Here is a 25,148-nt window from a genome sequence, read left to right as displayed (position 1 = left end):
TAAGATTATTAAGTTGGATTAACGATAACTATCGAAGTTCTTTGTTTCAACCCCAATATATTGCACTGAGATGAACACGAATACTTTTCAATCGAATTCAACTATAGGCTTTCCTGTAATCAATGTATAGGCGCCTACATTACAGTATTCAAAAAATGCTAATACCTAAAATTCATACTCAAATAGCAAGATCTTGAAAAGAAACTGTAACAATAATAAAGGAAGTTAAAGAATATAAATGGTGCCCAGGGCCGGAATCGAACCGGCACGGTGTTGCCACCGAGGGATTTTAAGTCCCTTGCGTCTACCAATTTCGCCACCTGGGCTTTAGGTGGGTCGCCGAAGCGTTGGATTTAATTACGAATAACGATTGGCATTTTTATAAAAGATTATAAAAAATGGAGGCGGAACCCGGAGTCGAACCGAGGTCCACGGATTTGCAATCCGCTGCATAGCCATTCTGCCATTCCGCCGTTTTGGAGCGGGAAACGAGGATCGAACTCGCGACCCCAACCTTGGCAAGGTTGTGCTCTACCGCTGAGCTATTCCCGCTTCGTAATGTGGGCGTATTATAGGATGTGTCAGGAAAATTACAAGCTTTTTTTAAGAAATTTTGACTGGGTTTTTCCACCGAATTTTACTGGATGACACAGCAAGTTCGGTAGAGAACTTAGACTACTTTTCTTCTTTTGCAGCTTCTCGTAGAACAGGCAGTGCTGCAACAGAATATTGCCACCAGGTAATCAGGGTTAAAATAGCAGCAAAATAAAGCATTGGAAAGCCTAGCTCACCCCAGTTTATTCCCCATAGACTACCGCCATAAACCAGCCAGGTCAAAGCGGCTAGTTGTGAAGCAGTTTTTATTTTACCAAGGCTGGAAACGGCAACAACCTCACGTGCGTTATTTTCAGCCATCCATTCTCTTAAGGCTGAAATGCTGATTTCACGCATCATAATAACGACCGCTGAAAGCGTAACCCATAGGTTTTGGTATTCTACCGCAACAACAATCAATGCCGCAGAAACGATTAATTTATCAGCAACAGGGTCAAGAAATGCGCCCAACTTACTGCTAACGTTAAGCTTTCTGGCAAAAAAACCATCAAACCAGTCTGTAATAGCGGCAATCATGAAAGCAAGCCCAGCCCAGAAACGAGCATCGTCAATAGGTGAAAAATAGCAAATTAAAAATACTGGAATTAAGGCTACTCGCGTCCAGGTCATTAGCATGGGAAGTGATCGTAAATATCGCATTATTTATGTCGTTTTTAGATTAGTGAATGTTAAATTTTAAGAAATCTTACCATAGTTCAAGCCCTTTTCTGGTGGGAAACTTAATAAAATAACCTATATAAATTCAATACTTGATAAACCTAAACATCTCCGTGAAAAAAGTCATAGATGGTTTGTGCTATGTTTTGACTAATCCCAGGCACTTTTTGTAACTCTGAAACAGCTGCGTTTTTAACATCCGCAATACCGCCAAAATGAAGTAGCAACTTCTGTCGTGTCTTGGCGCCTACACCCGGTATATCTTCAATACGAGAATGTGTCTGTGCTTTTTGACGACGTGATCTATGGCTGGTTATTGCAAATCGATGCGCTTCATCTCTGACATGATTAACAAGGTGTAATGCAATGTCGTCAGCTTCCAGATCAATGCCTTCAAAGTTTTCTGGGGTATAAAGTATTTCTAATCCGGCTTTACGTCCCTCTCCTTTTGCTACGGAAGTAAGCGGCACACTTTCTAAATCGAGCTCTTTAAAGACTTCAATGGCTTGATTCAGTTGACCTTTACCGCCATCAACCAACACTAAATCAGGCAAAGGTTTGTTTTCTTTTTTCAAGCGACTATAACGACGATTGATAACTTGTCGCATGGCGGCGTAGTCATCACCAGGCTGTATACCTTCAATATTAAACTTGCGATAAGCATGCGTGTTGGGCACGCCTTCATCAAACACAACGCAGCTGGCTACTGTTAAGTTACCTTGCGTGTGGCTAATATCAAAACACTCAATATGATTTGGCAAATGAGCTAACAACAATACTTCTTGCAAGGCTTTTACACGATCCATCTGCGAAGCTTTTTGCGTAATGTGCTGTTTAAGCCCAGAAACGGCATTGGTTTTGGCTAAAGACATGAGTCCTTTAGTGACTTTGTTTGCTGGCTGTTTAATTTCTACCCTACCCATACCTTGCTGGGACAATAAATCTGCCAGGCTGGCCTGATCGGATAATTTGTGTTCTAACAAAATTACTTTAGGTAAAGGCAAGTCCAAATAGTGCTGGCTAATAAAAGCGGCCAAAATTTCGTCTTCGGTGGAATCTGCATCCATTTTAGGGAAATGGTTCTGACTCCCCCAAAGATTACCGCCTCGATACATCATCAAGGACACGCAGGTTTGATTTAACTGACGCTCTATTGCAATCACATCAGAATCTTGGCTTCCCGGCTGACTTATCAAATGCTGACTTTGTATCGCACGTAATGAAGAAATTCTATCTCGATAAGTACCGGCTTTTTCAAATTCCAACTCTTCTGCGGCGTGTTGCATTTTATCGGCCAATTCGTCTATCAACTCAAAGCTTTTACCCTCCAAAAAGGCAATGGTATGTTGTACGTCCTCATCATACTCTTCTTTAGTCACCAAACCTTCAACACAAGGGCCTGTGCAGCGTTTTATTTGATATTGCAAGCAAGGTCTTGAGCGATGGTTAAATACAGATTCATTGCACTGGCGAACTGGAAAGATCTTTTGCAAGCTATCGAGTGTTTGATGCACGGCTGATGCATTGGGAAAAGGCCCAAAATAACGCCCTACTCTTCGCTTTGCACCACGGTGATAACTAAGTGATGGAAATTTTTTTGTCGTAGATACAAAAATATAGGGATAAGATTTGTCATCACGAAACAGGATGTTGTAGCGAGGTTTGTAACGTTTAATCAGCGTATTTTCAAGTATCAACGCTTCCGATTCGGTATCGGTCAAAGTGACTTCGATACGTGCAACCTGCTCAACCATTGCACGCGTTTTAATCTCTTGATGATTTTTATTGAAATAGCTGGAAACGCGGCGTTTAAGGTTTTTAGCTTTACCGACATAAATAATATCCCCATCATTATTCAGCATTTGATAAACCCCAGGACGTTCGGTGAGGTTTTTCAAAAAGCGTGTCAGGTCAAAGTTTTCGTTTTGTGCCATGTTTCCAGTAGAATAGTCGGTTAATTAATTGGGCTTTATTATATCGAAATTTAGCGGACAGGAATTTTACTATGGAACAAAACAAGGCATTTGACAGACTCGCCACCGCAGCAGAAAATTTTATTAAACAAGAGCGTTGGAGTCGTCGCTGGAGCAACCTTCTAAAAATCATTATTGTTTTATACATTTTGGTTTCACTCGGTATGCTGGTTAACCAAGTCACGCCTGGAGAAGAATCGTCATCTGGCAAGCACGTTGGTATTGTTAGTTTACAAGGTGCAATTATGCCTGGCTCTAAAACCAGCGCGGATAGCATCAACCCTTTGTTACGAAATGCTTTTTCTGACCCTAAAACACAAGCAGTCATCATTAAAGCCAACTCACCTGGTGGTAGCCCGGTACAAGCAGCAATGATTAATGATGAAATCACGCGTTTAAAAAATAAATATAAAAAGCCTGTGTACGTTGTCGTGCAAGACCTTTGCGCTTCCGGTTGCTATTACATTGCCGTTGCTGGCGACAAAATCTTCGCCAACAAAGGGTCTATTATCGGCTCTATTGGTGTGCGCATGGATACCTTTGGCTTTACTGGCTTGATGGATAAGTTAGGCATCGAAAATCGTTCTATGCACTCTGGTGACCACAAAACATTTATTGACCCCTTCTCAGCAAAAGATAAATCTGGTCGCGAATTTTTCCAAAAAAATATTTTGGATCGCACACATGAACAGTTTATTGAGACAGTGAAAAAAGGCCGAGGAGATCGCTTAAAAATCAATAAGGACACTTTCACTGGTTTGGTTTGGCTGGGTGATGATGCCGTTAAAAATGGCTTAATTGATGGGCTTGGCGATACAGGTTATGTTGAAAGAAATATTATCAAAAACACCAATGAGAAAACCTATGAAGGGCATAAATCATTAATAGAGCAAATGATGGGCGATATTTCGACTGAAACGGCCAGTAAGTTGTCTTTGTACTTAAGTCAACTTTATTAAAACTCATTTCTCAATATTACGCCTACCAGCCTCTTATGCCAAATAAATAAGAGGCTTTTTCTTCCCTTTTATAATCAATTCATTTGTAAATTGCTTTATATCAAAATCTAATCTAAAAGCCATTTTTCCTTATTTTTTTGCGTTCTATACTAAAGAAAAAAGGAGTGACTATGGCAAATGGAACGTCTGAACCTCGCTTGGATTTACAAGTAAACGAGCGCATGTTTGACGAGTTGATGAGTGGCATGTTGGTGACGCTTGTGTTTGGCGTTTTTACCGCTTTCTTGATTGTTCATGCATTACTTCATGTTGCTCCTACAGCATGGGTGTTTGCATGGTTGTTCGTTAATCTAGGGATAGCTGCATTACGTTTTTATATTTTGTATTTATACCGTAGCAAAAAGTACAAAATGCCTAGCCTGAAAATATATAACTACATGCTTACTTTGGCCGCTGGTTTAGTATGGGCAAGTTTAATATTTTTTTACAACCTAGACCAACCACTGGTTATGCAGCTTATGTTGCTAATGGTTTTAGGTGGAATGCCAATTGTCTCTTTATCGACGCACAGTCATTTATTGATGTCTTTCCTGTTTTTCTCATTCCCCTCAATCATTGCATTGAACTACTGGGCCCTATTTGAAACACCGGATTTGTCTTTAAACTTTGTGGTCATGACGCTGATCTACACTTTTCTGGTCTACAGCACCTCGTTAAGGTTTCACAACCGCATCAAAAAAAGCTACCTCACCAACTTGGAAAATGAGTCGTTGGTTCAAGCCCTTAAAAACAGACAAGTTCAGCTTGAAAACTTGGCTTACCTTGACCCACTCACAGAATTGAACAATCGACGCTACTTCACAGTTTCTTCCGAGCTGGCACTAGAGGCCATTTATCACAAAAAAGCTCGACTCTTCTTTTTTCTGGTGGATTCCGATAAGTTTAAACACATAAACGATCATTACGGACACGAAACAGGCGATATGGTCTTGAAGCACATAGCGAATTGCTTACGTCATTCTGTTGAAAGCTTTAATGAAAATAATCTATATGAGCAAGGTCAAGTTGCTGAAGCAGCTCGATTGGGGGGAGATGAATTTATTATCAGTTATGTTGTGCTGGATAAGGATTTTGATATTGAAAACACAGCAAATGCTTTACTTAGTAAAATACATCAACCTCTTGAGGTCGCAGACAAAATTATCTATCCACAAGCCAGTATTGGTGTTTCAGAAGCACCAAAACAAGCGCTAGATGTGAGCGGTTTGTTGCGTTTGGCAGATAAAGCAATGTATCAGGCTAAAAAACGAGGTGGCGATCAGGTTTTCTACTGCCTATCGACAGAAATGCCACCTGAAAAACCTACTGACGCCCCATAATAAAAAAGCCCGCAAAAAGCGGGCTTTTTTAGCGGGTATTACGATAGCCCCTTAGGCTACAGCAACCCCAATATCAGACAACTTTTTAGGTGACTCAACTTCATAATCTGCCATTTCATCGAATTGCAGATAACGATAAACATCGTCAGCCATGGTATCCAACATCGCCACCGCTTCAAGGTATTCTTCAAGCGTTGGAATACGCCCTTCTGCTGCACAAACCGCTGCAAGCTCTGCCGAGCCAAGATAAACGTTTGCACCATTACCCAAACGGTTCGGGAAGTTACGCGTTGAAGTTGAGAAAACGGTCGCGCCGTCTGCGACTCGCGCTTGGTTACCCATACACAACGAACAACCTGGCATTTCTGTACGCGCCCCTACTTTACCGTAAGTGCTGTAATAGCCTTCTTCGATCAACTGACGCTCATCCATCTTCGTTGGTGGCGCAATCCACAAACGCGTTGGTACATTATTCATACCTTCCAGTACTTTACCAGCGGCACGGTAATGACCAATGTTCGTCATACAAGAACCGATAAAGACTTCATCAATCTTTTCACCGGTTACCTGTGTCAATAACTTCACATCATCCGGATCGTTAGGACAAGCAACAATTGGTTCTTTAATGGTGTTCAAATCAATCTCGATTACCGCGGCATAGTCTGCATCGGCATCTGCTTCCAACAACTCTGGACTGTCGATCCAAGCCTGCATTTCATCACGACGGCGCAATAGCGTACGCGCATCTTGATAACCGTTTTCAACCATCCAATCGATCAATGCCATGTTTGATTTCAAGTATTCAATGATAGGTTCTTCAGACAGCTTCACCACACAACCGTTTGCAGAACGCTCAGCAGATGCATCAGACAACTCAAATGCTTGCTCTACTTTCAAATGCTCCAGACCTTCGATTTCCAAAACACGACCGTTGAAAATATTTTTCTTACCTTTTTTCTCAACCGTCAACAGTCCTTCTTGAATAGCTTGGTAAGGAATTGCATTTACCAAGTCACGAAGTGTGATACCTGGCTGCATTTCCCCTTTAAAACGAACCAATACCGATTCAGGCATATTCAAAGGCATAACCCCTAAAGTCGCACCAAAAGCAACCAAGCCTGAACCCGCAGGAAAAGAAATTCCAATTGGGAAACGCGTATGGGAATCACCACCTGTACCGACTGTATCTGGTAGCAATAAACGGTTCAACCAAGAGTGAATAACACCGTCACCAGGGCGTAACGCAACACCACCACGGCTCGTCATAAACTCTGGCAAGGAATGTTGTAACTTAACATCAACTGGTTTCGGATACGCTGCTGTATGACAGAAAGACTGCATGACCAAATCCGCAGAAAAACCAAGACACGCTAATTCTTTCATTTCATCACGTGTCATTGCACCGGTGGTATCTTGCGATCCCACGGTTGTCATGTGTGGTTCACAGTACATACCTGGGCGAACACCTTCAATACCACAAGCTTTTCCAACCATTTTTTGTGCTAAAGAATAACCATGTGCCGCTTGCGATTTATCTTGCGGGCGAATGAATACATCAGAAGGTTTCATACCTAATGCACGACGTGCCTTATCCGTTAATCCACGACCGATAATCAGTGGAACACGACCGCCAGCACGGACTTCGTCCGGCATAGTATCTGGTGCCAATTCAAAAGTTGAAATGGTTTCACCAGCTTCATTGGTGATTTTACCTTCGTATGGATAAATAGTAATCACATCACCCATATTCATTTGGTCCACATCACATTCGATTGGCAGTGAACCAGAGTCTTCTGCGGTATTGAAGAAGATTGGCGCAATCTTACCGCCTAGTACCACACCACCTTGGCGCTTGTTAGGTACATAAGGAATATCGTCACCGAAATACCACATAACAGAGTTCATTGCAGACTTACGAGAAGACCCTGTACCTACGACATCCCCTACGTAAGCAACTGGATGCCCTTTTGCTTTTAGACTCTCAATAGTGCCATCAACATCATCCATACGAGCTACTAGCATTTCTTTAGCGTGCAATGGAATATCTGGACGAGACCAAGCTGCTGTCGCAGGCGAAAGATCATCCGTATTGGTTTCCCCTTCCACTTTAAAGACGGTAACGGTAATGCTTTCTGGCATTTTTGGCTTAGCGTTAAACCACTCTGCATCTGCCCAAGCTTTTACAACCTGCATTGCATAATCATTGGTTTTAGATTTTTCTACTACATCGTGATACGCATCATAAACCAGCAAGGTTTTAGAAAGTGCAGCAACGGCTTCTTCCACTACTTCGACATTGTCAGAATCAAGAAGTTCAATCAATGGTAGGACGTTATATCCCCCCAGCATTGTTCCTAATAGGAAAGTAGCTTCTTTAGCAGAAATCAAATCTACTTTAACAGTGCCCTTAGCCACATCAGCCAAGAAACTTGCTTTCACATAAGAAGCTTCGTCTACGCCTGGTGGCACACGATTTGTCAGCAAATCCACTACAAAGTCTTCTTCACCAGCCGGAGGGTTTTTAATTAACTCGACCAATTCCGCTGTTTGTTTTGCATCTAGTGGTAATGGTGGAATTCCTTGAGTTTCACGCTCGGACACGTGCTGACGATAGGCTTCTAACATGGATTGTGGCATAGTAGTTTCCTCAAAAATAAAGTTGGCTTATTTTACCACAGTCATCTGTCATGACGACAGCCAAGACGCATTAATAGCTGATGTCAGACAATAAAAAAACCCAGCCTGGCAGATTTTGATGAAAATCTACCAGGCTAGGTTAATCGGTTTCAAAAGACTAAAAAACCTATCGCAAGTTACTTAAACGCATCTATCGCCAACATAACCAACAGCCATATGTTCAAAGCAACAATAATGGAGGTTGCCGCCCAAGCTGTTATTTTGGTTTTCGCATCGTTCACCAAATCCCCCATTAGCATTGGATTGGATGTCATGCGTACCAAAGGAATCACCGCAAAGGGCAGTTGCATAGATAAAATAACCTGAGAAAGTACCAGTAGACTTAAAGGCTTGGCACTCAACATAATTGCAATGGCCGCAGGTATCATCGTCGCCAAACGAATATAAACACGAATCTTGAAGATGTTGATTCGACGTTTTTTGAAAAAGGATTCAAAAACGATTTGCCCAGCCAGTGTTCCCGTTGTAGAACTTGCAATCCCCGATGCTAATAGTGCAATGGCGAAAGTCAACGCAGCCGCTTCACCCAATAAAGGCCCAAGCGTTTTGTAAGCTTCATCAATATCCGTAATCAACAACCCTTTCTCATGGAAAGCTGCAGATGCCATAATCAAGATCGCTGAGTTCACCAACCACGCAGCAACCAATGCCAGTACCGTATCCCACTTCATCATCTTGTAGAATCTTTTGCGCGAGTTTTCCGCATTACCCGCAACCTCTTGGCGCGTCATCACTTGATGAGAATGCAAATACAAATTGTGCGGCATAACCGTTGCACCCAAAATCCCCATGGCAATAAACAGTGCCGTGGTATTCATAATCGTCGCATTTGGGATAATCATTGCCTGAGCGACATCAGCCCATTGCGGCTGTGCCAGCCACAACTCAACCACATACCCCAACCCAATGGTTGCGACAAATGCCAGAATGGTCATTTCAACCCAACGGAAACCAAAACGTTCAAGCCATAAGATGAGCAAAACATCAAAAATGGTTAAGAAAATCGCGAAGACCAAAGGAATATCAAACAATAGGTTTAGGGCGACTGCGACCCCTAAAAACTCTGCTAGGTCTGTTGCGACCATGGCAAGCGCTGCTGTCGACAATAGAAATGTACCACCCTTACCAGGATTTTCGGTTCGTATTAATTGCGCTAAATTTTTACCCGTTGCTATCCCCAACTTCGCACTCAACAGTTGCATCAAGATGGCAATCAACGATGCCAGTGTGATGACCCATAAAAGGTCATAACCATAACGAGAACCTGCTTCAATTGAGGTCGCCCAGTTACCTGGATCCATATACCCTACGGAAACCAGAAATGCCGGACCTATAAAAAACCAAAACGATTTTTTCGTATCCAGAGTTGTTTGAACAGAATGACTCATGATTTATTTATCTTTATTTTTTAGATTTGACTAGAATGATTAAATAATTAGTCTTGACTAACTTTTGGATAAACTATATCAAATTTTCCTTATTTATTCACCTAGTTTTTTATCATCAATGACGGTATTTTTCTATTTAAATAAATAGCGACTGCCAAGGTGGTTCTTGCTTTACATCAAAAAATAACCAATAAAGCCATGCGTAGAAACATCGAACGGTCAATTCACTTAACACCTTGTTATTACGGGTATAAAATAAAATTAGAGATAGTAATGATTGATCGCTAAAAAAAGGTTGAAGGAGGTGATATGACAATAAAAAATCACAAAGCAGCTTACAAAGCCTTAGGGGTTGCGTTAATAACAAGTGGTGCATTGTTTTTCACGGCTACATCAGCTTATGCTGGAAGTGATAGTTATGTTTCTATGCAACTGGAAACAGGACAGCAACAGGATTCAAAAAGATCAACACCTAAGTATACGTCAAACATTAGTTACCACTCTCCGACTGCGTTTAAGTTCGCTTATGGAAAACATTATGGGCAATATAGATTGGAAGGTGAATTTGGTTATGCGAAATCCACTATTAACGAGATTATTGGACACTACGGTCAACAGACTGATGAGTCAGGTCATGAAGAGTATTACAGCCTGATGGTAAATGGTCTAATGGATTTTAAAAACACCACTAATTTCACTCCGTATCTTGGTGCTGGTTTAGGTGCTGTTGATGTACATAACAATGTTTCCTATAAACCTCTAGCAACGACAGGAACGCTGACATCGGATCACTACTCTTGGGTATGGGGTTATCAAGCAATGGCAGGTGTAAACTGGAAAGTGAAACCTAAAATGGATGTTAGCTTCAGTTATCGATACTTCGCAACAGGTGATCACACCCACCAACAAAGTAGCACCAGTGGTTCAACAACTGTTCCAGATATTAAAATTCAGGCTGCTAGAATTCAGTTTATTGGATTAGGACTAAGATACGCATTTTGATATAACCTAAACCTACAGCTTAAACTCGTGAGGATGTATGTAATTGAGTACATTCTCATGCTTTCATTCCCCAACCATTCCCCTTTCGACATCAAACAAAAACACCGACGCTTCTTCGAAAAATTTCAACGTTTTACGCTATAATACGCGGCATTAAATTGATTGAATTAAGGAACTAAAGCATGCAACTTTCGGAATTGACCGCTATCTCTCCTGTTGACGGACGCTACGGCGCTCGTTTGTCAAACCTAAAAGAAATTTTCAGTGAATACGGTTTAATCAAAAACCGTGTTAAGGTTGAAGTTTCCTGGTTGAGAATGTTGGCGAATCACCCTGGCATTCCTGAAGTACCTGCACTAAGCTCTGAAGCAGAAAACCACTTGATGAAATTGGTTGATGAGTTCACTTTAGACATGGCTCAGCGCGTTAAAGAAATTGAACGTACGACTAACCATGATGTTAAAGCGGTTGAGTATTTAATCAAAGAACATTTTGGTGATAATTCAGAGCTTAATGCCATTGGTGAGTTTGTTCACTTTGCTTGTACTTCAGAAGACATCAATAACCTAGCTTATGCTTTGATGCTGAAAGATGCACGAGCCAATGTTATCGTGCCAGAAATGCAGACCACTATTGATAAAATTGCTGAGATGGCAAACGATATGGCTGATATCCCAATGATGTCACGTACACATGGTCAACCTGCTTCTCCGACAACTGCTGGTAAAGAGTTCGCCAACGTTGCTTATCGCCTACAACGTCAAGTTAAGCAATTAATGAACGTACAGATTATGGGTAAGATCAATGGCGCAACTGGTAACTATAATGCGCACTTGGCTGCCTACCCTGCGATCAATTGGTATGAATTGTCTGAACAGTTTGTTCAAAGCCTAGGCTTAGCTTGGAACCCTTATACCATCCAAATCGAACCTCATGACTACATTGCAGAATACTTCCATGCGATGCAGCGTTTCAACACGATCTTAATCGACTTTGATCGAGATGTTTGGAGCTATATTTCTATCGGCTTCTTCAAGCAAAAAACTGTTGCGGGTGAAATTGGTTCTTCAACCATGCCACATAAAGTTAACCCAATTGACTTTGAAAACTCCGAAGGTAACTTGGGGATTGCAAATGCGATTTTCGATCACCTAGGTCAAAAACTACCGATTTCTCGCTGGCAGCGTGACCTAACTGACTCAACCGTATTGCGTAACTTGGGTGTTGGTGTTGCACACACCATGATCTCGCTACAAGCAACGTTGAAAGGCCTAAACAAATTGGAAGTGAATGCCGAAGCAATGGCTGATGACCTAGATAATAACTGGGAAGTTTTGGCCGAAGCCATTCAAACTGTAATGCGTCGTTACGGCATTGAAAAACCTTATGAAAAATTGAAAGAGTTAACGCGTGGTCGTCGTGTTAACAAGCAAATCATGCAAGACTTTGTTGATACACTAGAGCTACCTGAAGAAGCTAAACAAGCATTGAAAGAAATGACGCCTGCTTCTTACATCGGTAACGCTAAACAACAAGCTGCGAATATTGAATTGGCTTTGACGATGTTAAAAGGTCGCTAGGCCAACTCAAACAGTAAATAATAAAAATCTGCCAGGCTGGGGTCGCTTTTATCTTGACCCAGCCTGGCAGATTTTTTCATTTTATAGACAGGAAAAACCATGCTGAACTTTGGCAACATTACCCTAGACGTTTTTTTAAAAGATTACTGGCAGAAAAAGCCCCTTCTGATTAAAAACGCTTTTCCGAATTTTGTTTCGCCAATTTCTGCTGAAGAGCTGGCTGGTTTATCTTTGGAAGACGAAGTCGAAAGCCGCATCGTTATTCAGAAAGGCAATCAAGACTACGAACTCAAATCTGGTCCTTTTGACGAAAACTTTTACGGCACCCTTCCCGAACAAAACTGGACACTTCTGGTTCAGGGGATGGATCGCCTAATTCCCGACGTTGGTACTTTGCTTGAACAATTCGATTTCATTCCCCAGTGGCGTCTTGATGACATTATGATCAGTTATGCCACTACTGGCGGCAATGTTGGGCCTCACTTCGATCACTACGATGTATTTCTACTGCAAGCTGCAGGTAAACGTAATTGGAAACTTACTTCTCAAGATTGCGAGCTCTCAAACTACATTGAAGGCGTTGATTTACGCCTTATGGAACGCTTTGTTGTTGAAGACGACTACATCTGTGAAACGGGTGATCTGCTCTATGTACCGCCAAAATGGGGACATCATGGTGTAAGTTTAACGGATGATTGTATGACTTGGTCGATTGGGTATCGTACTTACAAAGGCTTGGAGCTTTGGGATAGTTTTGGTGACTATCTTGCCGAAAACAATGCCTTCCAAACACTTTACCAAGACCCAAACTGGCAAGACTCAGCATCAGGTGAAATCACCGAAGGCAGCTGGCAACAAGCTAAATCACTTTTACAATCTGCTTTGCAGGACGAAGACACTCTAAAACGTTGGTTTGGACGCTTTGCAACGCAATTAGATCAAGGAGCAGCGCAGCAATTACCAGAACCTTTATCAGAGGACGAACAATCTGACATAGAAACTTTGATTGATGTATTACGTGAAGCTGAAGGCATTGTGCGTGATCCGGTTTGTCGTTTTGCCTACCTGAATGAAGACCGGAATGTAACGCTTTATATCAACAGTGCGATTTGGCAGGATTTTGATGCAACACCAGAATTTCTGCAGCTGCTTGCCAACCAACGTCGCATCCTACAAGAAGATCTAACACCGCATCTAGATCACGCAGGTAATCAAAAACTGCTAGCTGACTTATGGCAGCTACAGTTTTTTGAAATCCTAGACGCAGAGTAATCGGTTTTAAATCAAGTCCTTTTTCTGAAAATTCGCTAAAGGACTTGCCACATCCTCGCCGAGGTAATTTTCCAAGCGATCACACAATGTTAGTACCTGATCTTTGACTTGATCATAGAACACAGCGGCTTTATCCGACTCACCTTCTAGTTGCCCCGGCAAATCTCTAAAATGCGATGCGTTAAAGCGAATCAAGTTAGCATTAACGACACTAATATCGGCAATAAACGCAACTTTCAACACTTTGTTTTTGATGTGGATAGAAACTATCCCCTTGGCTTTCAAAGCGTTCTCTTTAGCAGATACAAAGGTTAATGTGTCTTCACCCTTGTTAGCTTGATTGTTCATCCATTGCTGTACCTTTTTAAGTACACTTTCATTCGTTGGCTCATAATCCGGCATTTCAAACTGCAACATAGCCAATACTTGTTTATCGTCTGGACGAATTAATTGTTCACCACAGGCCGACAAATTCAATAATGCGCCAACCGTGCCTAACCCGAGCATTGCTTTGATTAAAGTTCTACGATTCATATTAAATACTCTTACAGTCTGAAAGTTTCAAATGCATGTTCTTCTAGCAGCTCTTTTTTCGCTTCAGACGTCAAAACAGCAAAAGAACCACGCTCAGGCACAATATATTTCTGAGCGACTTCGCGTAAATCCGCCAATGTCGTCGATAAAACACCTTCTCGATATTGCATCAGCATATTGTGTTCTCTGCCATACAAGTGTTGATAGAAAGCTTTCTTCGCTTCTCCAGCTGGTGAACCTGGCTTATCCATCGCACTGATAACATTCAAAATAGCTTCTTCTACCTGCGCTTGTGTCGCATCACTCGACATTAGCCAACCTAAAGCCCTGTCAAAGTCTTCATAGGTTTCCAGCAATCTTGGGTCACGATATGAATAGAAACAGAAAGAGGCTGTTTCTGCATTAAACGAAGCACCTCCACCGTAAGCACCACCCTTTTCACGCACTGCAGAATGTAAGAAACCGTTGCGCAAGCAAGCACCCAATACCGATAGCTTAGGTGCATCAGGATGAGCAGAAGTTACCGCAGGGTAAGCTTTTGCACAGAAGTTAACTTGCGTACTGGTTAACCATGCTTGCTTGATTGGATTATGTGATGCCGTCAGTTTAAAACCTGCATTTGTATTACTACTTATCAAACCATTCCATGAAGACTGCATGGTTTGATAAGCGTCATCAACCACTGAATCATCTGCAACCAATAAAGCTTGTTTTGGTGCATTCAACAACTTGTCTCGAATAGACGTAAAGTGCGAAACCATCTTATCAAGCCCCGCATCTTCCTCTAGAGATTTATGTATAGATTTAATGGCCTTAATCCCTTCAAACCCTGTACGGTCAAATTGCCATTTGGCAACTGGAGAGAAGTTTTGCATGGCTGCTCTCATTGCATGGCTGTGACCACTACCTGTCACGCCATGATCAATAGAACTGCGAATTTGATCAATTAGATCTTTAATACGGTCCGTTTCATCAAAACGTGCTGTCTGTAAAGTTTCTTGCATTAAATCTGCCAGGCTGGCCTGGTTGCGACTCAATGCCTTACCAGACAAGATTGTATGACTGTGATACTTATCTACATCATGGACATTTGCACGAATAGAAGATTTAGCACTTAAACCGCCTGTTACCGCGGCTTGCAGTGACTGAGTTTGCAAATAATCTCTTCCACCAGAGCCCAATTCAGGCAAACAACTGTGAAACAGCGGCAAAACAGCTTTTTCTTCTTCTGATAAATCTGGTAAATCAATTAACAATTGTTCATAAACAATGCCGTTTGTACCTGCCTCATAGACGCTGTAAGGTGACTTTTTCGTTGCCGATACCTTTGCCGGAATAATCTTAATGTCCGCAGGCACATCATCTTTAGTCACTTCCGGCAAAATAGAAGCGTCATCTTCTTGGTCTTGACGTTCTTTTAAAGCGGCTGCCAAGTCAACAATTGCTTGTGCTTCGTCTTTGCTTAAGCCGGCTTTGATTTGTGCTAATTTGGCTTTTTCTGCATCATCTTTTTTCTGCGCCAACTCGGTATCAGGCACTAAGGTCAAACATACTCTGTGAGGGTTATCCAACAACCATTCCTGTACCAGATTCGGAATAAACTCTGGTTGTTTAATCGCTTTACCTAAGGTTAACAAAGCTTTATCCGTATCTAGTAACGCGATAGGATCACCATCATGCATCGCTCCGGCAAGCGATTGAAGAATGAGTTGCAGTCCATAAGGGTAACTGTCTCCACCAATTTCGCGCTGAGACAATTCTAATTGATGCAGCATGGCATCAACTTGGTCGGCATCCACCCCTTCTTTTGCAATGCGTTGTAACTCATTTAAAACCAGCTCTTCAATTGCATCTGCATGTTCCGCTTCACTGCCTTGCACACCAACGGCAAAAACCATTTCTTTGTTTGAATCTTCCAACCCACAAAGCGGAGAAGGTGCTGACGCCAATTCTGTTTCTTCCAACACTTTTCGCAATGGTGATGCACTGTTATCCAACAGTACAGCTGACAGCAAATGCCCTTTCAGAACATCTAGCTCATTTTTGTTTTCCCCTAGCAACCAACCCAAAACAATATGCGTTTTCTTTTCAAGAGATTCTTCATCTAGAGCATAGTGTTCTAAAACTTTTTTCGGTTTAGTTAATCGCTGCTCACTAGGAACTTTAATAACATCCACTTTTTCTTTAAAACGAGACAAGCCAAGTGTCTCAAACTGAGTTTGGTGTTCTAACGCACTAATATCACCGTAAGTCATAAACACTGAGTTAGATGGGTGATAATGCAACTTGTGGAAATCAAGCAACTGCTGGTGTGTTAAATCTGGAATATCTGCCGGCTCACCACCACTGTTATAGTGATAAGTTGAAGTAGGATAAAGCTCCGTCGTGAACGTTTGCCATAAGGTAGAAATTGGCGAACTCATCGCCCCTTTCATCTCATTAAAAACAACACCTTTATAGGTTAAATCCGATTGTGGATTTTCCGGTTCCTCAAATTCAAAGCGGTGCCCTTCTTGCGCAAAATCCAACACATCCAAACTCGGAAAGAACACAGCATCCATATAGACTTGCAATAGGTTTTGAAAGTCTTTTCGGTTTTCAGTCGCAAAGGGGTAAGCCGTCCAGTCACTAGAGGTAAAAGCGTTCATAAAGGTATTCAGAGAACGGCGAATCATCATAAAGAAAGGATCTCGAACCGGATAATTTTCACTACCACACAACACCGTATGCTCAAGAATGTGTGCCACACCTGTAGAGTCCATTGGTACAGTACGTAAAGCAACCATAAATACATTCTGAGGATCATCTGCAGCAAGATGATAATGCTCTGCACCTGTTACTTTGTGCTTAAAGTGCTGAACATTAATATTTAAAGACTCAATCGGATGCTGACGAATAAATTCAAACGCAGAATGACATTCGGTGGTTTTCGACATAGTGCTCTCTTATTAGTGATTAGACTGAGTTGCTGTGGATTTTAATCACCTCACAACAACATAAATTTTGAATACAAAAAAACGGTCATTTAGACCGTTTCATTATAGCAAGTTTCGCCCTTTTTACGGGGACGAAACCTGACAAGAAGATTAAATTATCTTAATAAAAATCAGCTTACTATTTATCAGCGTCTTTCATTGATAATTTAACACGTCCTTGCTTGTCGATATCCGTCAACTTAACACGGATTTGCTGGCCTTCAGATAGGTAATCAGCAACATTCTCAACACGCTCTTCTGCAATTTGAGAAACGTGAACCAAACCTTCTCTATTAGGCATATAACTAACGAAAGCACCGAAATCAACCAACTTAACGACTGTTGCATCGTAAGTTTTTCCGATTTCTGGTTCAACAACGATTTCTGCAATTCTGGCTTTAGCCAAGTCTGCTGCTTCCTGGTTAGTGGCAGCAATTTTGACGTTACCATCATCATCAATTTCAATGACGGTTCCAGTTTCTTCAGTCAACGCACGAATAGTTGCGCCGCCTTTACCAATGATTTCACGTACTTTTTCAGGTTTCACTTTAATCATAGTAAAACGAGGTGCAGTACTGGCAACATCTTGATTAGAATGATCAATTGCACCAGACATTTCTTTCAAAATGTGTAGACGACCATCTTTCGCTTGCCCCAAAGCAACTTTCATAATCTCTTCAGTGATACCAGAAATCTTAATATCCATTTGAAGAGCCGTTATACCTTGATCAGTACCGGCAACTTTAAAGTCCATGTCACCTAGATGATCTTCATCACCCAAAATGTCAGAAAGAACAGCAAAACCAGATTCTTCTTTAACCAAGCCCATTGCAATACCAGCGATTGGTGCAGCGATTGGTACACCTGCGTGCATCAATGACATAGAGGTTCCGCAAACCGTTGCCATTGAAGAGGAACCATTTGATTCTGTAATTTCAGAAACAACACGAATGGTATATGGGAATTCTTCCGCAGTTGGTAACAATGCAGATACACCACGGCGCGCTAACATTCCGTGACCGATTTCACGACGACCAGGAGAACCAACACGACCACACTCACCAACTGAGTACGGAGGGAAGTTGTAATGCAACATAAAGCGGTCATGATATGAGCCCGTCAGTTGATCAACAATTTTGGCGTCTTTTTCAGTACCAAGTGTTGTCACAACCAAAGCCTGCGTTTCACCACGTGTAAACAATGCAGAACCATGAACTTTTGGTAACACACCTACTTTACATTCAATTGGACGAATGGTTTTGGTATCACGGCCATCAATACGCGGCTCACCTGCAATAATGCGTCCACGAACGATGTCTTTTTGTAGCTTACCAAATAATTTTTCGATTTCGCCTGCATCTGCACCATCAGGATTTTCTTCTGATGCTGCTAGAGAAGCCATTACTTTTGCTTTTGCGGCATCATTCGCTGCATAACGTTCCATCTTATCTGCGATGTTGTAAGCTGCTTCAACATCTGATCGAACCGCTGCGTAAACTTGATCTTTTAGCTCAGTATTTTCAGTTGCTGGCTGCCAATCCCAAGCAGGCTTTCCTGCTTCTGCTTTTAATTCGGTGATGGCGTTAATTGCAACTTGGAATTGCTCGTGACCAAACATCACAGCACCCAACATGACTTCTTCAGAGAGTTCTGCCGCTTCAGACTCAACCATCAATACGGCTTCAGACGTACCCGCAACGCTCAACTCTAGGTCAGATTCTTCTAGTTCCAACTCAGATGGGTTCAACATATAACCCACTTCATCGTTATAACCAACAACCGCTGCACCGATTGGTCCATCGAATGGAATACCTGAGATTGCCAAAGCTGCGGATGTACCTAGCATCGCTGGCACTTCTGTTCCAACTGATTCATCTAGCGATACAACTGTCGCAATGATTTGTACTTCATTCATGAAGCCTTTAGGGAACAAAGGACGAATTGGACGGTCAATCAAACGAGAGGTTAACGTTTCTTTTTCAGAAGGACGCCCTTCACGCTTTAAAAAACCGCCAGGGATTTTACCCGCTGCATAAGCTTTCTCTTGATATTGGACCGTTAAAGGGAAAAAGTCTTGCCCTTCTTTTGCACTCTTAGCACCAACAACAGTGACCAAAAGTTGCGTATCACCCATTGAAACCATGACTGCACCATCTGCCTGGCGTGCAATTTCACCTGTTTCAAAAGTAACTTGATGCTTACCATATTGGAAAGTTTTTATGTACTTTGCCATGTAATTTCCTTTTTCAAATTTCGCTTTAACCGAAACCTGAATCCCAAGTATCCGACTTTAATCATTTTCTTATCGAGTACTTGGGATTCAGGCTTAACCTGGGTTTCCAGTTAAAGTCTATATCGTTAAAAACCGTCAGTAAAACGCATCCATTTTACATCAAAGATGCCGTTTAACAACACGGGAAAATTATTTTTTTCAAACAAAAAAGCCCGCAAATTTGCGGGCTTTTTTAAAGTCAAAAGACGAGTCTTACTTACGTAAGCCAAGTTTCTTGATAAGCGTGAAGTATCTTTCAGCTTCTTTTTTGTGTAAGTAATCTAATAACTTACGACGACGGCTAACCAAACGCAACAAACCAGTACGAGAATGGTTGTCTTGCTTGTGAGATTTAAAGTGTTCTGTTAAGTATTGAATGCGGTGAGTCATCAACGCAACTTGAACTTCTGGAGAACCAGTATCGCCTTCTGAAGTAGCATATTCAGCAACGATTGCAGCTTTATCTTGAGCTGTTAGCATAGTTTTATCCTTTGATAATCGGTTTTAATACAATTTTTTATTTCCGTAACCGATGACAGAAATAAAAACGGAATTATACTGAGTTTTGCTTTAAAAACAAGACTTAACAGAAAATTCCATATATTTTTATCGCAAAGTCGTGTTAATGACGACCAAACCCTTTCATATAATGTTCAAATTGAGAAATATCACTACTCAACGCACGAATTAAGTGATCCAAACTGACCACAGCATTTTCAATAATATTTACCGCGATATAAGGATGCTCTACTTTTAAACGCTGATACATAGGTTGAGTAAGCTGCAGCAATTTAACTTTTTTAGAATATGCCGACATTCTCATCATTCTAGGTACTTTATCAAAGAAAGACATTTCCCCAATTAAATTACCAGGCCCTTGACGACCGACCTCGGCTTCATCCTGGCCATCTGTCGTTGTAAAAGAAACTTTTCCATCAACGATAAAGTACATGGAATCACCAACATCACCCATATCCGAAATAACTTCACCTTGTTTTAAAGTCTTTTCCTGTAAAAACTGAGCCAAGACTTCAACGTCATCTCGCTTCAGAGACTCACAAATTTTACTTTGTTGAAAGTAGTCAAATAATTCCGCTGGTGTCATTTCTAACATGATTCTTACTCTTCCTTCTTCTTCGCGATAAAGGACGCAATCGGGCGCCCATCTTTGAGTTGCTCTATTCTATCAATAATTATTTCAAAATCCGAAAATGTTTTCGCTAGCTCACCTGTCTGCAAAATAAAATTTGGATTTTTTGGCGATGAAAATTTTTCAACGCCTTCCGTAAAGGTTTGCATTATTAAAACCCCACCAGGATTAAGGTGAGCTCTTAACCAATCATAAAGCGAGCGATTCAAATAACGAACCATCACAATCAAGTCAAAAGTTTTGTCGGGCAAACAAGTTAACTCAGATAGGTCACAACCACGAAAATTAATAGATTGATGGTTATAGTCTGCTAGCTGTTTTGCCCGCTGTAAGACAGCGTCTTGCTTGTCTATAGCTGTAACCTGCCAACCTTGTTGTGATAAATAAACTGCATCTCGCCCGCCGCCGCAGCCAATATCTAAAGCCTGGCCACAACTGCCATCTAGTTTTTCTATATAGTTTTTGAGCAAAGCGCAAGGCTGCCATAGAGCCCGAGAGCTAGACCCAGCCTGGCAGATTTTAGGGAATTGATTTAAGAACAGTGTTAGATCATTTGAGGACACCTGCAATACGACCTCATAACCTTTTTCTACCAAAAAGCGAGAAGCGGCGCCCAAAACAGAAGCTTCAGCCACAATTTGTAATTGAGCGGGTCTTGCTGGCAATTCATTCAATCTTTCAAGCAAACTGGGCCAAGGAAGATGGGTAGAGCCAACCACATGCTCTTTTTGATAGTCATCTGTTTGACGCAAATCTAGAAGTGGTAAATTGCTATCAAACATCTCAGAACCGTTATTCAGATAGGTTAAACAATCGCTTTGGCTTAAGCAGTTGCTTTTCTAACTGCCACTCTCCTACACCAAAAAAGCGCCCTTCAGGATCATAAAAACGCACTAAGTCGGTTTGTGGCTTTTCTACAGCGAGCTTACCACCATGTTGAATGCAATTCGTATCTTCAGCGTTTAAGTGAATCGCCTGCAAATGTGCTAAAGGCAAATCTAATGGCTTCAAAAAGGATTCAGCATCTTGTGAAATTTCTTCAAGTGTATGCATGTCACTTGACGTTAGAGAACCGGTTTGGGTACGGCGTAAGGCTGTCAAATGACCAACTGTACCCAACACTTTAGCGATGTCTTCCCCCAACGTTCGCACATAGGTCCCTTTGGAGCAATAAACTTCAAAACGAATTTCGTCAGGTTGAAAGTCAATTAACTGTAATTCAAAGACATGTATTTTTCTTGCTGGACGCTCAATTTCAATGCCTTTTCTGGCATATTCATAAAGCGGCTTTCCTTGAAACTTCAGTGCAGAGTACATCGGCGGAATCTGTGAGACTTCACCTGTAAAACTGTCGAAAACAGAGCGAATTGCTTCCTCTGTTAAATCTGGAATGGCTTGGGTTAAAGCAACCTGCCCATCTTTATCCCCTGTGTCTGTTGCCTCACCTAACTTAAGCGTTGCTTGATAACGTTTATCAGAATCCAACAAGAGCCCTGAGACCTTTGTGGCTTCCCCTAAGCAGATTGGCAACAACCCTGTAGCAAAAGGATCTAAAGCTCCGGTATGACCGGCTTTTTTTGCTTGATAAACGCGACGAATCTTTTGTAATAAATCATTGGATGTTATGCCTTCTGGTTTATCCACCAAAACAATACCATCCACTTTTTGCCACTGTTTTTTAGCCATTAGATATACAACTGTAAAATGCCGAATGAACCTCGGCATTATGAAGATTATTTATATTCGTCTTTTTTGTGCAACGCTTGAAAAATCAACTCTTCGATATGACTAGCTTTCTCTGCTACCGTATCATAAAAAAAGCGAACTTCTGGTGTGATACGCAGATTCATACGCTTACCTATTTCGGTACGGAAAAAACCTTTGGCTTTTTCCAAAGCTTTGATCGCATCTTGAGCGGCTTGATCTGATTCATTCTGACCGATAATAGTGAAATAAACCGTCACCACACCCAAATCCTTTGAAATCTTACATTCGGTAATATTTACTTTAGCTAAGCGAGGATCTTTCGTATCTCGGTGTAGAATTTCCGATAATGTTTTACGAATCTCAAGCGCAATTCTTTTGGTACGACTGACTTCTGGATTCATTTATATTCCTTTTACAACTAAGCACTAAATATGAATTAAAACTGTTGTTCTATAAACAGAAAAACCCCCATTTCTAGAATCAATCTTCTAAAAACGGAGGTCTATCAATCAAAGTTTAACGATATTTAATCAATAGTACGTTTTATTTGAATGCGCTCGTAAACCTCAATTTGGTCACCAACTTTGACATCGTTGTAATCTTTCACACCGATACCACATTCCATGCCTTGACGTACATCGTTTACATCATCTTTAAAACGTCTAAGTGATTCAAGAGCACCTTGATAGATAACGACGTTTTCTCTCAATACACGGATAGGATTATTACGCTTAACAACCCCTTCAGTAACCATACAACCTGCAATTGCGCCAATTTTAGGTGCTTTAAAGACATCACGAACATCTGCAACACCAATAATTTCTTCTTTAAATTCAGGAGCTAGTTTACCTTCAATTGCACGTTTAACTTCATCAACGATCTCATAAATAACGCTGTAGTACTTCAAGAATACACCTTCGTTATCAATAATACGTTTTGCTTTAGCGTCAGCACGAACATTAAAACCAAAGAGCAGAGCATCAGAAGCTAGCGCCAAGTTAGCATCCGTTTCGGTAATACCACCTACGCCTGAAGAAACAACACCGACTTTAACTTCATCATTAGATAGCTTCAACAAAGCATCAACGATTGCTTCAATCGACCCTTGTACATCCGCTTTAAGGATAATGTTAACGTTCTGCACTTCACCTTCAGCCATTCTGTTGAACATATTGTCCAACTTAGATTTTTGCTGACGTGCAATTTTCTTCTCTTTGTTCTTAGATTGTCTGAACATCGCGACTTCACGCGCTTTACGCTCAGATTCAACCGTAATCATATCATCACCCGCAACTGGTACCGCAGATAAACCAAGAAGCTCAACTGGCATAGATGGTCCAGCACTTTCAACAGGATCACCATTTTCGTTTACAAGTGCACGAACGCGACCATATTCCATACCACAAAGGGCAATATCGCCTTTTCTTAAAGTTCCAGCCTGTACCAATACCGTTGCAACTGGACCACGTCCTTTATCTAGACGAGACTCAACAACAACCCCTTTAGCAGGGCCATCAACAGGCGCTTCTAGCTCAAGAATTTCAGAAGACAATAGGATTGCATCTAACAGCTCATCAACCCCTTGTCCTGTTTTGGCAGATACGCGCATGAACTGTACGTCACCACCCCATTCTTCAGGAACAACTTCTTCAGATACTAGTTCTTGCATAACACGATCCGGGTTTGCACCCTCTTTATCGATCTTGTTAATTGCAACAACCATTGTCAGGCCAGCTGCTTTTGCATGCTGAATCGCTTCTTTTGTTTGAGGCATCACACCATCATCAGCTGCCACAACAATAACAACCACATCAGTTACTTTCGCACCACGGGCACGCATCGCTGTAAAGGCCTCATGACCTGGAGTATCGATAAAGGTAATCCCACCATGTCCAGTTTCTACATGATAAGCACCAATATGCTGAGTGATCCCACCTGACTCACCGTGAGCTACTTTCGCTTTACGGATGTAATCCAATAACGATGTTTTACCATGGTCAACATGCCCCATGATTGTAACTACTGGTGAACGTTTAATCGTGTCACTACTCAACACTTGGTTCATAACATCGTCTTCGATTTGGTTTTCATTAACCAATACGGCTGTATGCCCCATTTCTTCGACGATCAGTTGTGCTGTTTCTTGATCCAAAACTTGGTTAATGGTAACCATTGAACCCATTGTCATCATAAACTTGATAACTTCAGTCGCTTTGATTGCCATCTTATCGGCAAGCTCGGATACCTTAATAGATTCTCCAATAGCAACTTCATGCACACGCTTCTCAACTGGTTTTTGGAAACCATGCTCATTATCTTGTTGTGCTTTCTTGTGATGTCCTTTATGACGTCTACGACCAAACACACGATCATCACCAGAAAAGGCTAGGCTTTTCTTAGGTTGCTTTTCTTTAACCTTAGGCTTGCCTTTGTGTTTTAAATCTTCTGCATTGTCTGATTTTTTGTGAGGCTCAGCATGTTTATGCTTTTTATCTTGCTTAGCTTTTTTGTCAACGACAGGCTCTTCAACAACTGGTTCAACTGGAATGACTACTTCTTCAACAACAGGTGTTTCTACTGGCTCAGTAGATGCGACTTCTTGAACAGACGTTTCTTCAATCACCTCGTCAACAACCGGTACATCTTCGACGATTTCTTCAACCGACTCTTCATTAGAGTCTGGTTTTTTGACATAAGTTCGTTTTTTACGCACTTCAACATTTACAGTACGTTTGCCCGAACCTGATGAAAGGTTCAGAGTTTGTACCTTTTTACGCTTCAACGTGACTTTCTCTGGTGCATCGGCAGAATCACCATGCAAACCTTTTAAATAAGCCAGCAATGTCATTTTTTCTTCTTCAGAAAGTGAGTCCGACGCCTTTTTACCGGAAACTCCCGCTGTTTCCAGCTGAGATAGCAGCTTCTCTACTGAAAGGTTCAGTGTTTCTGCAAATTTTGTTATGGATACTTGCGACATCTATTATTTGT

Annotated in this window: 18 protein-coding genes and 3 tRNA genes; 5 read left to right on the top strand and 16 right to left on the bottom strand. The window is 41.5% G+C overall.

The features are described 5' to 3' along the window. Positions 1–239: 239 nt before the first annotated feature. The 5 genes from N745_RS0105045 to uvrC all read right to left on the bottom strand — a co-directional run bounded on the left by N745_RS0105045 (position 240) and on the right by uvrC (position 3,206). Positions 240–326, bottom strand: a tRNA-Leu gene (locus tag N745_RS0105045). Between the two features lie 73 nt (positions 327–399). Further along, positions 400–473, bottom strand: a tRNA-Cys gene (locus tag N745_RS0105040). Positions 474–477: 4 nt separating this feature from the next. Continuing rightward, a tRNA-Gly gene (locus N745_RS0105035) sits at positions 478–552 on the bottom strand. A gap of 123 nt (positions 553–675) precedes the next feature. Next, positions 676–1,230: a CDP-diacylglycerol--glycerol-3-phosphate 3-phosphatidyltransferase gene (gene pgsA / locus N745_RS0105030; protein WP_024851044.1), complete on the bottom strand. Its 555-nt coding sequence runs from the start codon at positions 1,228–1,230 to the stop codon at positions 676–678. A 143-nt stretch (positions 1,231–1,373) separates the two neighbouring features. Beyond that, positions 1,374–3,206 (bottom strand): excinuclease ABC subunit UvrC, encoded by a 1,833-nt coding sequence (gene uvrC / locus N745_RS0105025; protein WP_024851043.1) that lies wholly within the window; start codon positions 3,204–3,206, stop codon positions 1,374–1,376. 71 nt (positions 3,207–3,277) lie between these two features. On the opposite strand from uvrC, the gene N745_RS0105020 reads away from it, so the two are divergent. Both N745_RS0105020 and N745_RS12240 read left to right on the top strand, forming a co-directional pair. Further along, positions 3,278–4,204: a S49 family peptidase gene (locus N745_RS0105020; protein WP_024851042.1), complete on the top strand. Its 927-nt coding sequence runs from the start codon at positions 3,278–3,280 to the stop codon at positions 4,202–4,204. A 170-nt stretch (positions 4,205–4,374) separates the two neighbouring features. Then, complete coding sequence (locus N745_RS12240; RefSeq protein ID WP_024851041.1) at positions 4,375–5,583, top strand: GGDEF domain-containing protein; 1,209 nt, start codon at positions 4,375–4,377, stop codon at positions 5,581–5,583. A 51-nt stretch (positions 5,584–5,634) separates the two neighbouring features. On the opposite strand, the gene acnB is transcribed toward N745_RS12240, so the two are convergent. Both acnB and N745_RS0105000 read right to left on the bottom strand, forming a co-directional pair. Then, complete coding sequence (acnB, locus tag N745_RS0105005) at positions 5,635–8,208, bottom strand: bifunctional aconitate hydratase 2/2-methylisocitrate dehydratase (protein WP_024851040.1); 2,574 nt, start codon at positions 8,206–8,208, stop codon at positions 5,635–5,637. 188 nt (positions 8,209–8,396) lie between these two features. Beyond that, positions 8,397–9,668, bottom strand: a complete 1,272-nt coding sequence (locus N745_RS0105000) for an Nramp family divalent metal transporter (protein ID WP_024851039.1) — start codon at positions 9,666–9,668, stop codon at positions 8,397–8,399. Between the two features lie 309 nt (positions 9,669–9,977). Here N745_RS0105000 and N745_RS0104995 point away from each other — a divergent pair, with 309 nt between their 5' ends. From N745_RS0104995 to N745_RS0104980, 3 genes are all read left to right on the top strand, one after another. Next, on the top strand, positions 9,978–10,670 hold the full coding sequence (locus N745_RS0104995) for an outer membrane protein (RefSeq protein ID WP_024851038.1): 693 nt from the start codon (positions 9,978–9,980) through the stop codon (positions 10,668–10,670). A gap of 182 nt (positions 10,671–10,852) precedes the next feature. Continuing rightward, positions 10,853–12,250, top strand: coding sequence for an adenylosuccinate lyase (purB, locus tag N745_RS0104990; protein ID WP_024851037.1), 1,398 nt, complete (start codon positions 10,853–10,855; stop codon positions 12,248–12,250). Positions 12,251–12,349: 99 nt separating this feature from the next. Further along, positions 12,350–13,522, top strand: coding sequence for a JmjC domain-containing protein (locus N745_RS0104980; RefSeq protein WP_024851036.1), 1,173 nt, complete (start codon positions 12,350–12,352; stop codon positions 13,520–13,522). A 6-nt stretch (positions 13,523–13,528) separates the two neighbouring features. On the opposite strand, the gene N745_RS0104975 is transcribed toward N745_RS0104980, so the two are convergent. The 9 genes from N745_RS0104975 to infB form a co-directional block, all read right to left on the bottom strand. After that, positions 13,529–14,056, bottom strand: coding sequence for a hypothetical protein (locus N745_RS0104975; protein ID WP_024851035.1), 528 nt, complete (start codon positions 14,054–14,056; stop codon positions 13,529–13,531). Between the two features lie 11 nt (positions 14,057–14,067). Beyond that, complete coding sequence (locus tag N745_RS0104970; protein WP_024851034.1) at positions 14,068–16,992, bottom strand: insulinase family protein; 2,925 nt, start codon at positions 16,990–16,992, stop codon at positions 14,068–14,070. Positions 16,993–17,170: 178 nt separating this feature from the next. After that, positions 17,171–19,264: a polyribonucleotide nucleotidyltransferase gene (pnp, locus tag N745_RS0104965; RefSeq protein ID WP_024851033.1), complete on the bottom strand. Its 2,094-nt coding sequence runs from the start codon at positions 19,262–19,264 to the stop codon at positions 17,171–17,173. Between the two features lie 252 nt (positions 19,265–19,516). Beyond that, complete coding sequence (gene rpsO, locus N745_RS0104960) at positions 19,517–19,783, bottom strand: 30S ribosomal protein S15 (RefSeq protein ID WP_024851032.1); 267 nt, start codon at positions 19,781–19,783, stop codon at positions 19,517–19,519. Positions 19,784–19,925: 142 nt separating this feature from the next. Next, entirely contained in the window at positions 19,926–20,417 is a 492-nt protein-coding gene (locus tag N745_RS0104955) for a Crp/Fnr family transcriptional regulator (RefSeq protein WP_051453377.1), read from the bottom strand. 5 nt (positions 20,418–20,422) lie between these two features. Beyond that, entirely contained in the window at positions 20,423–21,235 is an 813-nt protein-coding gene (locus N745_RS12235; protein ID WP_024851030.1) for a methyltransferase domain-containing protein, read from the bottom strand. 10 nt (positions 21,236–21,245) lie between these two features. Beyond that, the gene (gene truB, locus N745_RS0104945; protein WP_024851029.1) at positions 21,246–22,139 is read right to left on the bottom strand and encodes a tRNA pseudouridine(55) synthase TruB; all 894 of its coding nucleotides are present in this window, start codon (positions 22,137–22,139) and stop codon (positions 21,246–21,248) included. Between the two features lie 47 nt (positions 22,140–22,186). Beyond that, on the bottom strand, positions 22,187–22,561 hold the full coding sequence (rbfA, locus tag N745_RS0104940; protein ID WP_024851028.1) for a 30S ribosome-binding factor RbfA: 375 nt from the start codon (positions 22,559–22,561) through the stop codon (positions 22,187–22,189). 125 nt (positions 22,562–22,686) lie between these two features. Next, on the bottom strand, positions 22,687–25,137 hold the full coding sequence (gene infB, locus N745_RS0104935; protein WP_024851027.1) for a translation initiation factor IF-2: 2,451 nt from the start codon (positions 25,135–25,137) through the stop codon (positions 22,687–22,689). Between the last annotated feature and the right edge of the window lie 11 nt (positions 25,138–25,148).

The organism is Hydrogenovibrio kuenenii DSM 12350 (assembly GCF_000526715.1).
Classification (GTDB): Bacteria; Pseudomonadota; Gammaproteobacteria; order Thiomicrospirales; family Thiomicrospiraceae; genus Hydrogenovibrio; species Hydrogenovibrio kuenenii.
The sequence above is the reverse complement of the archived record's forward strand: the minus strand, read 5'-3'. Positions and strand labels throughout refer to the sequence as shown.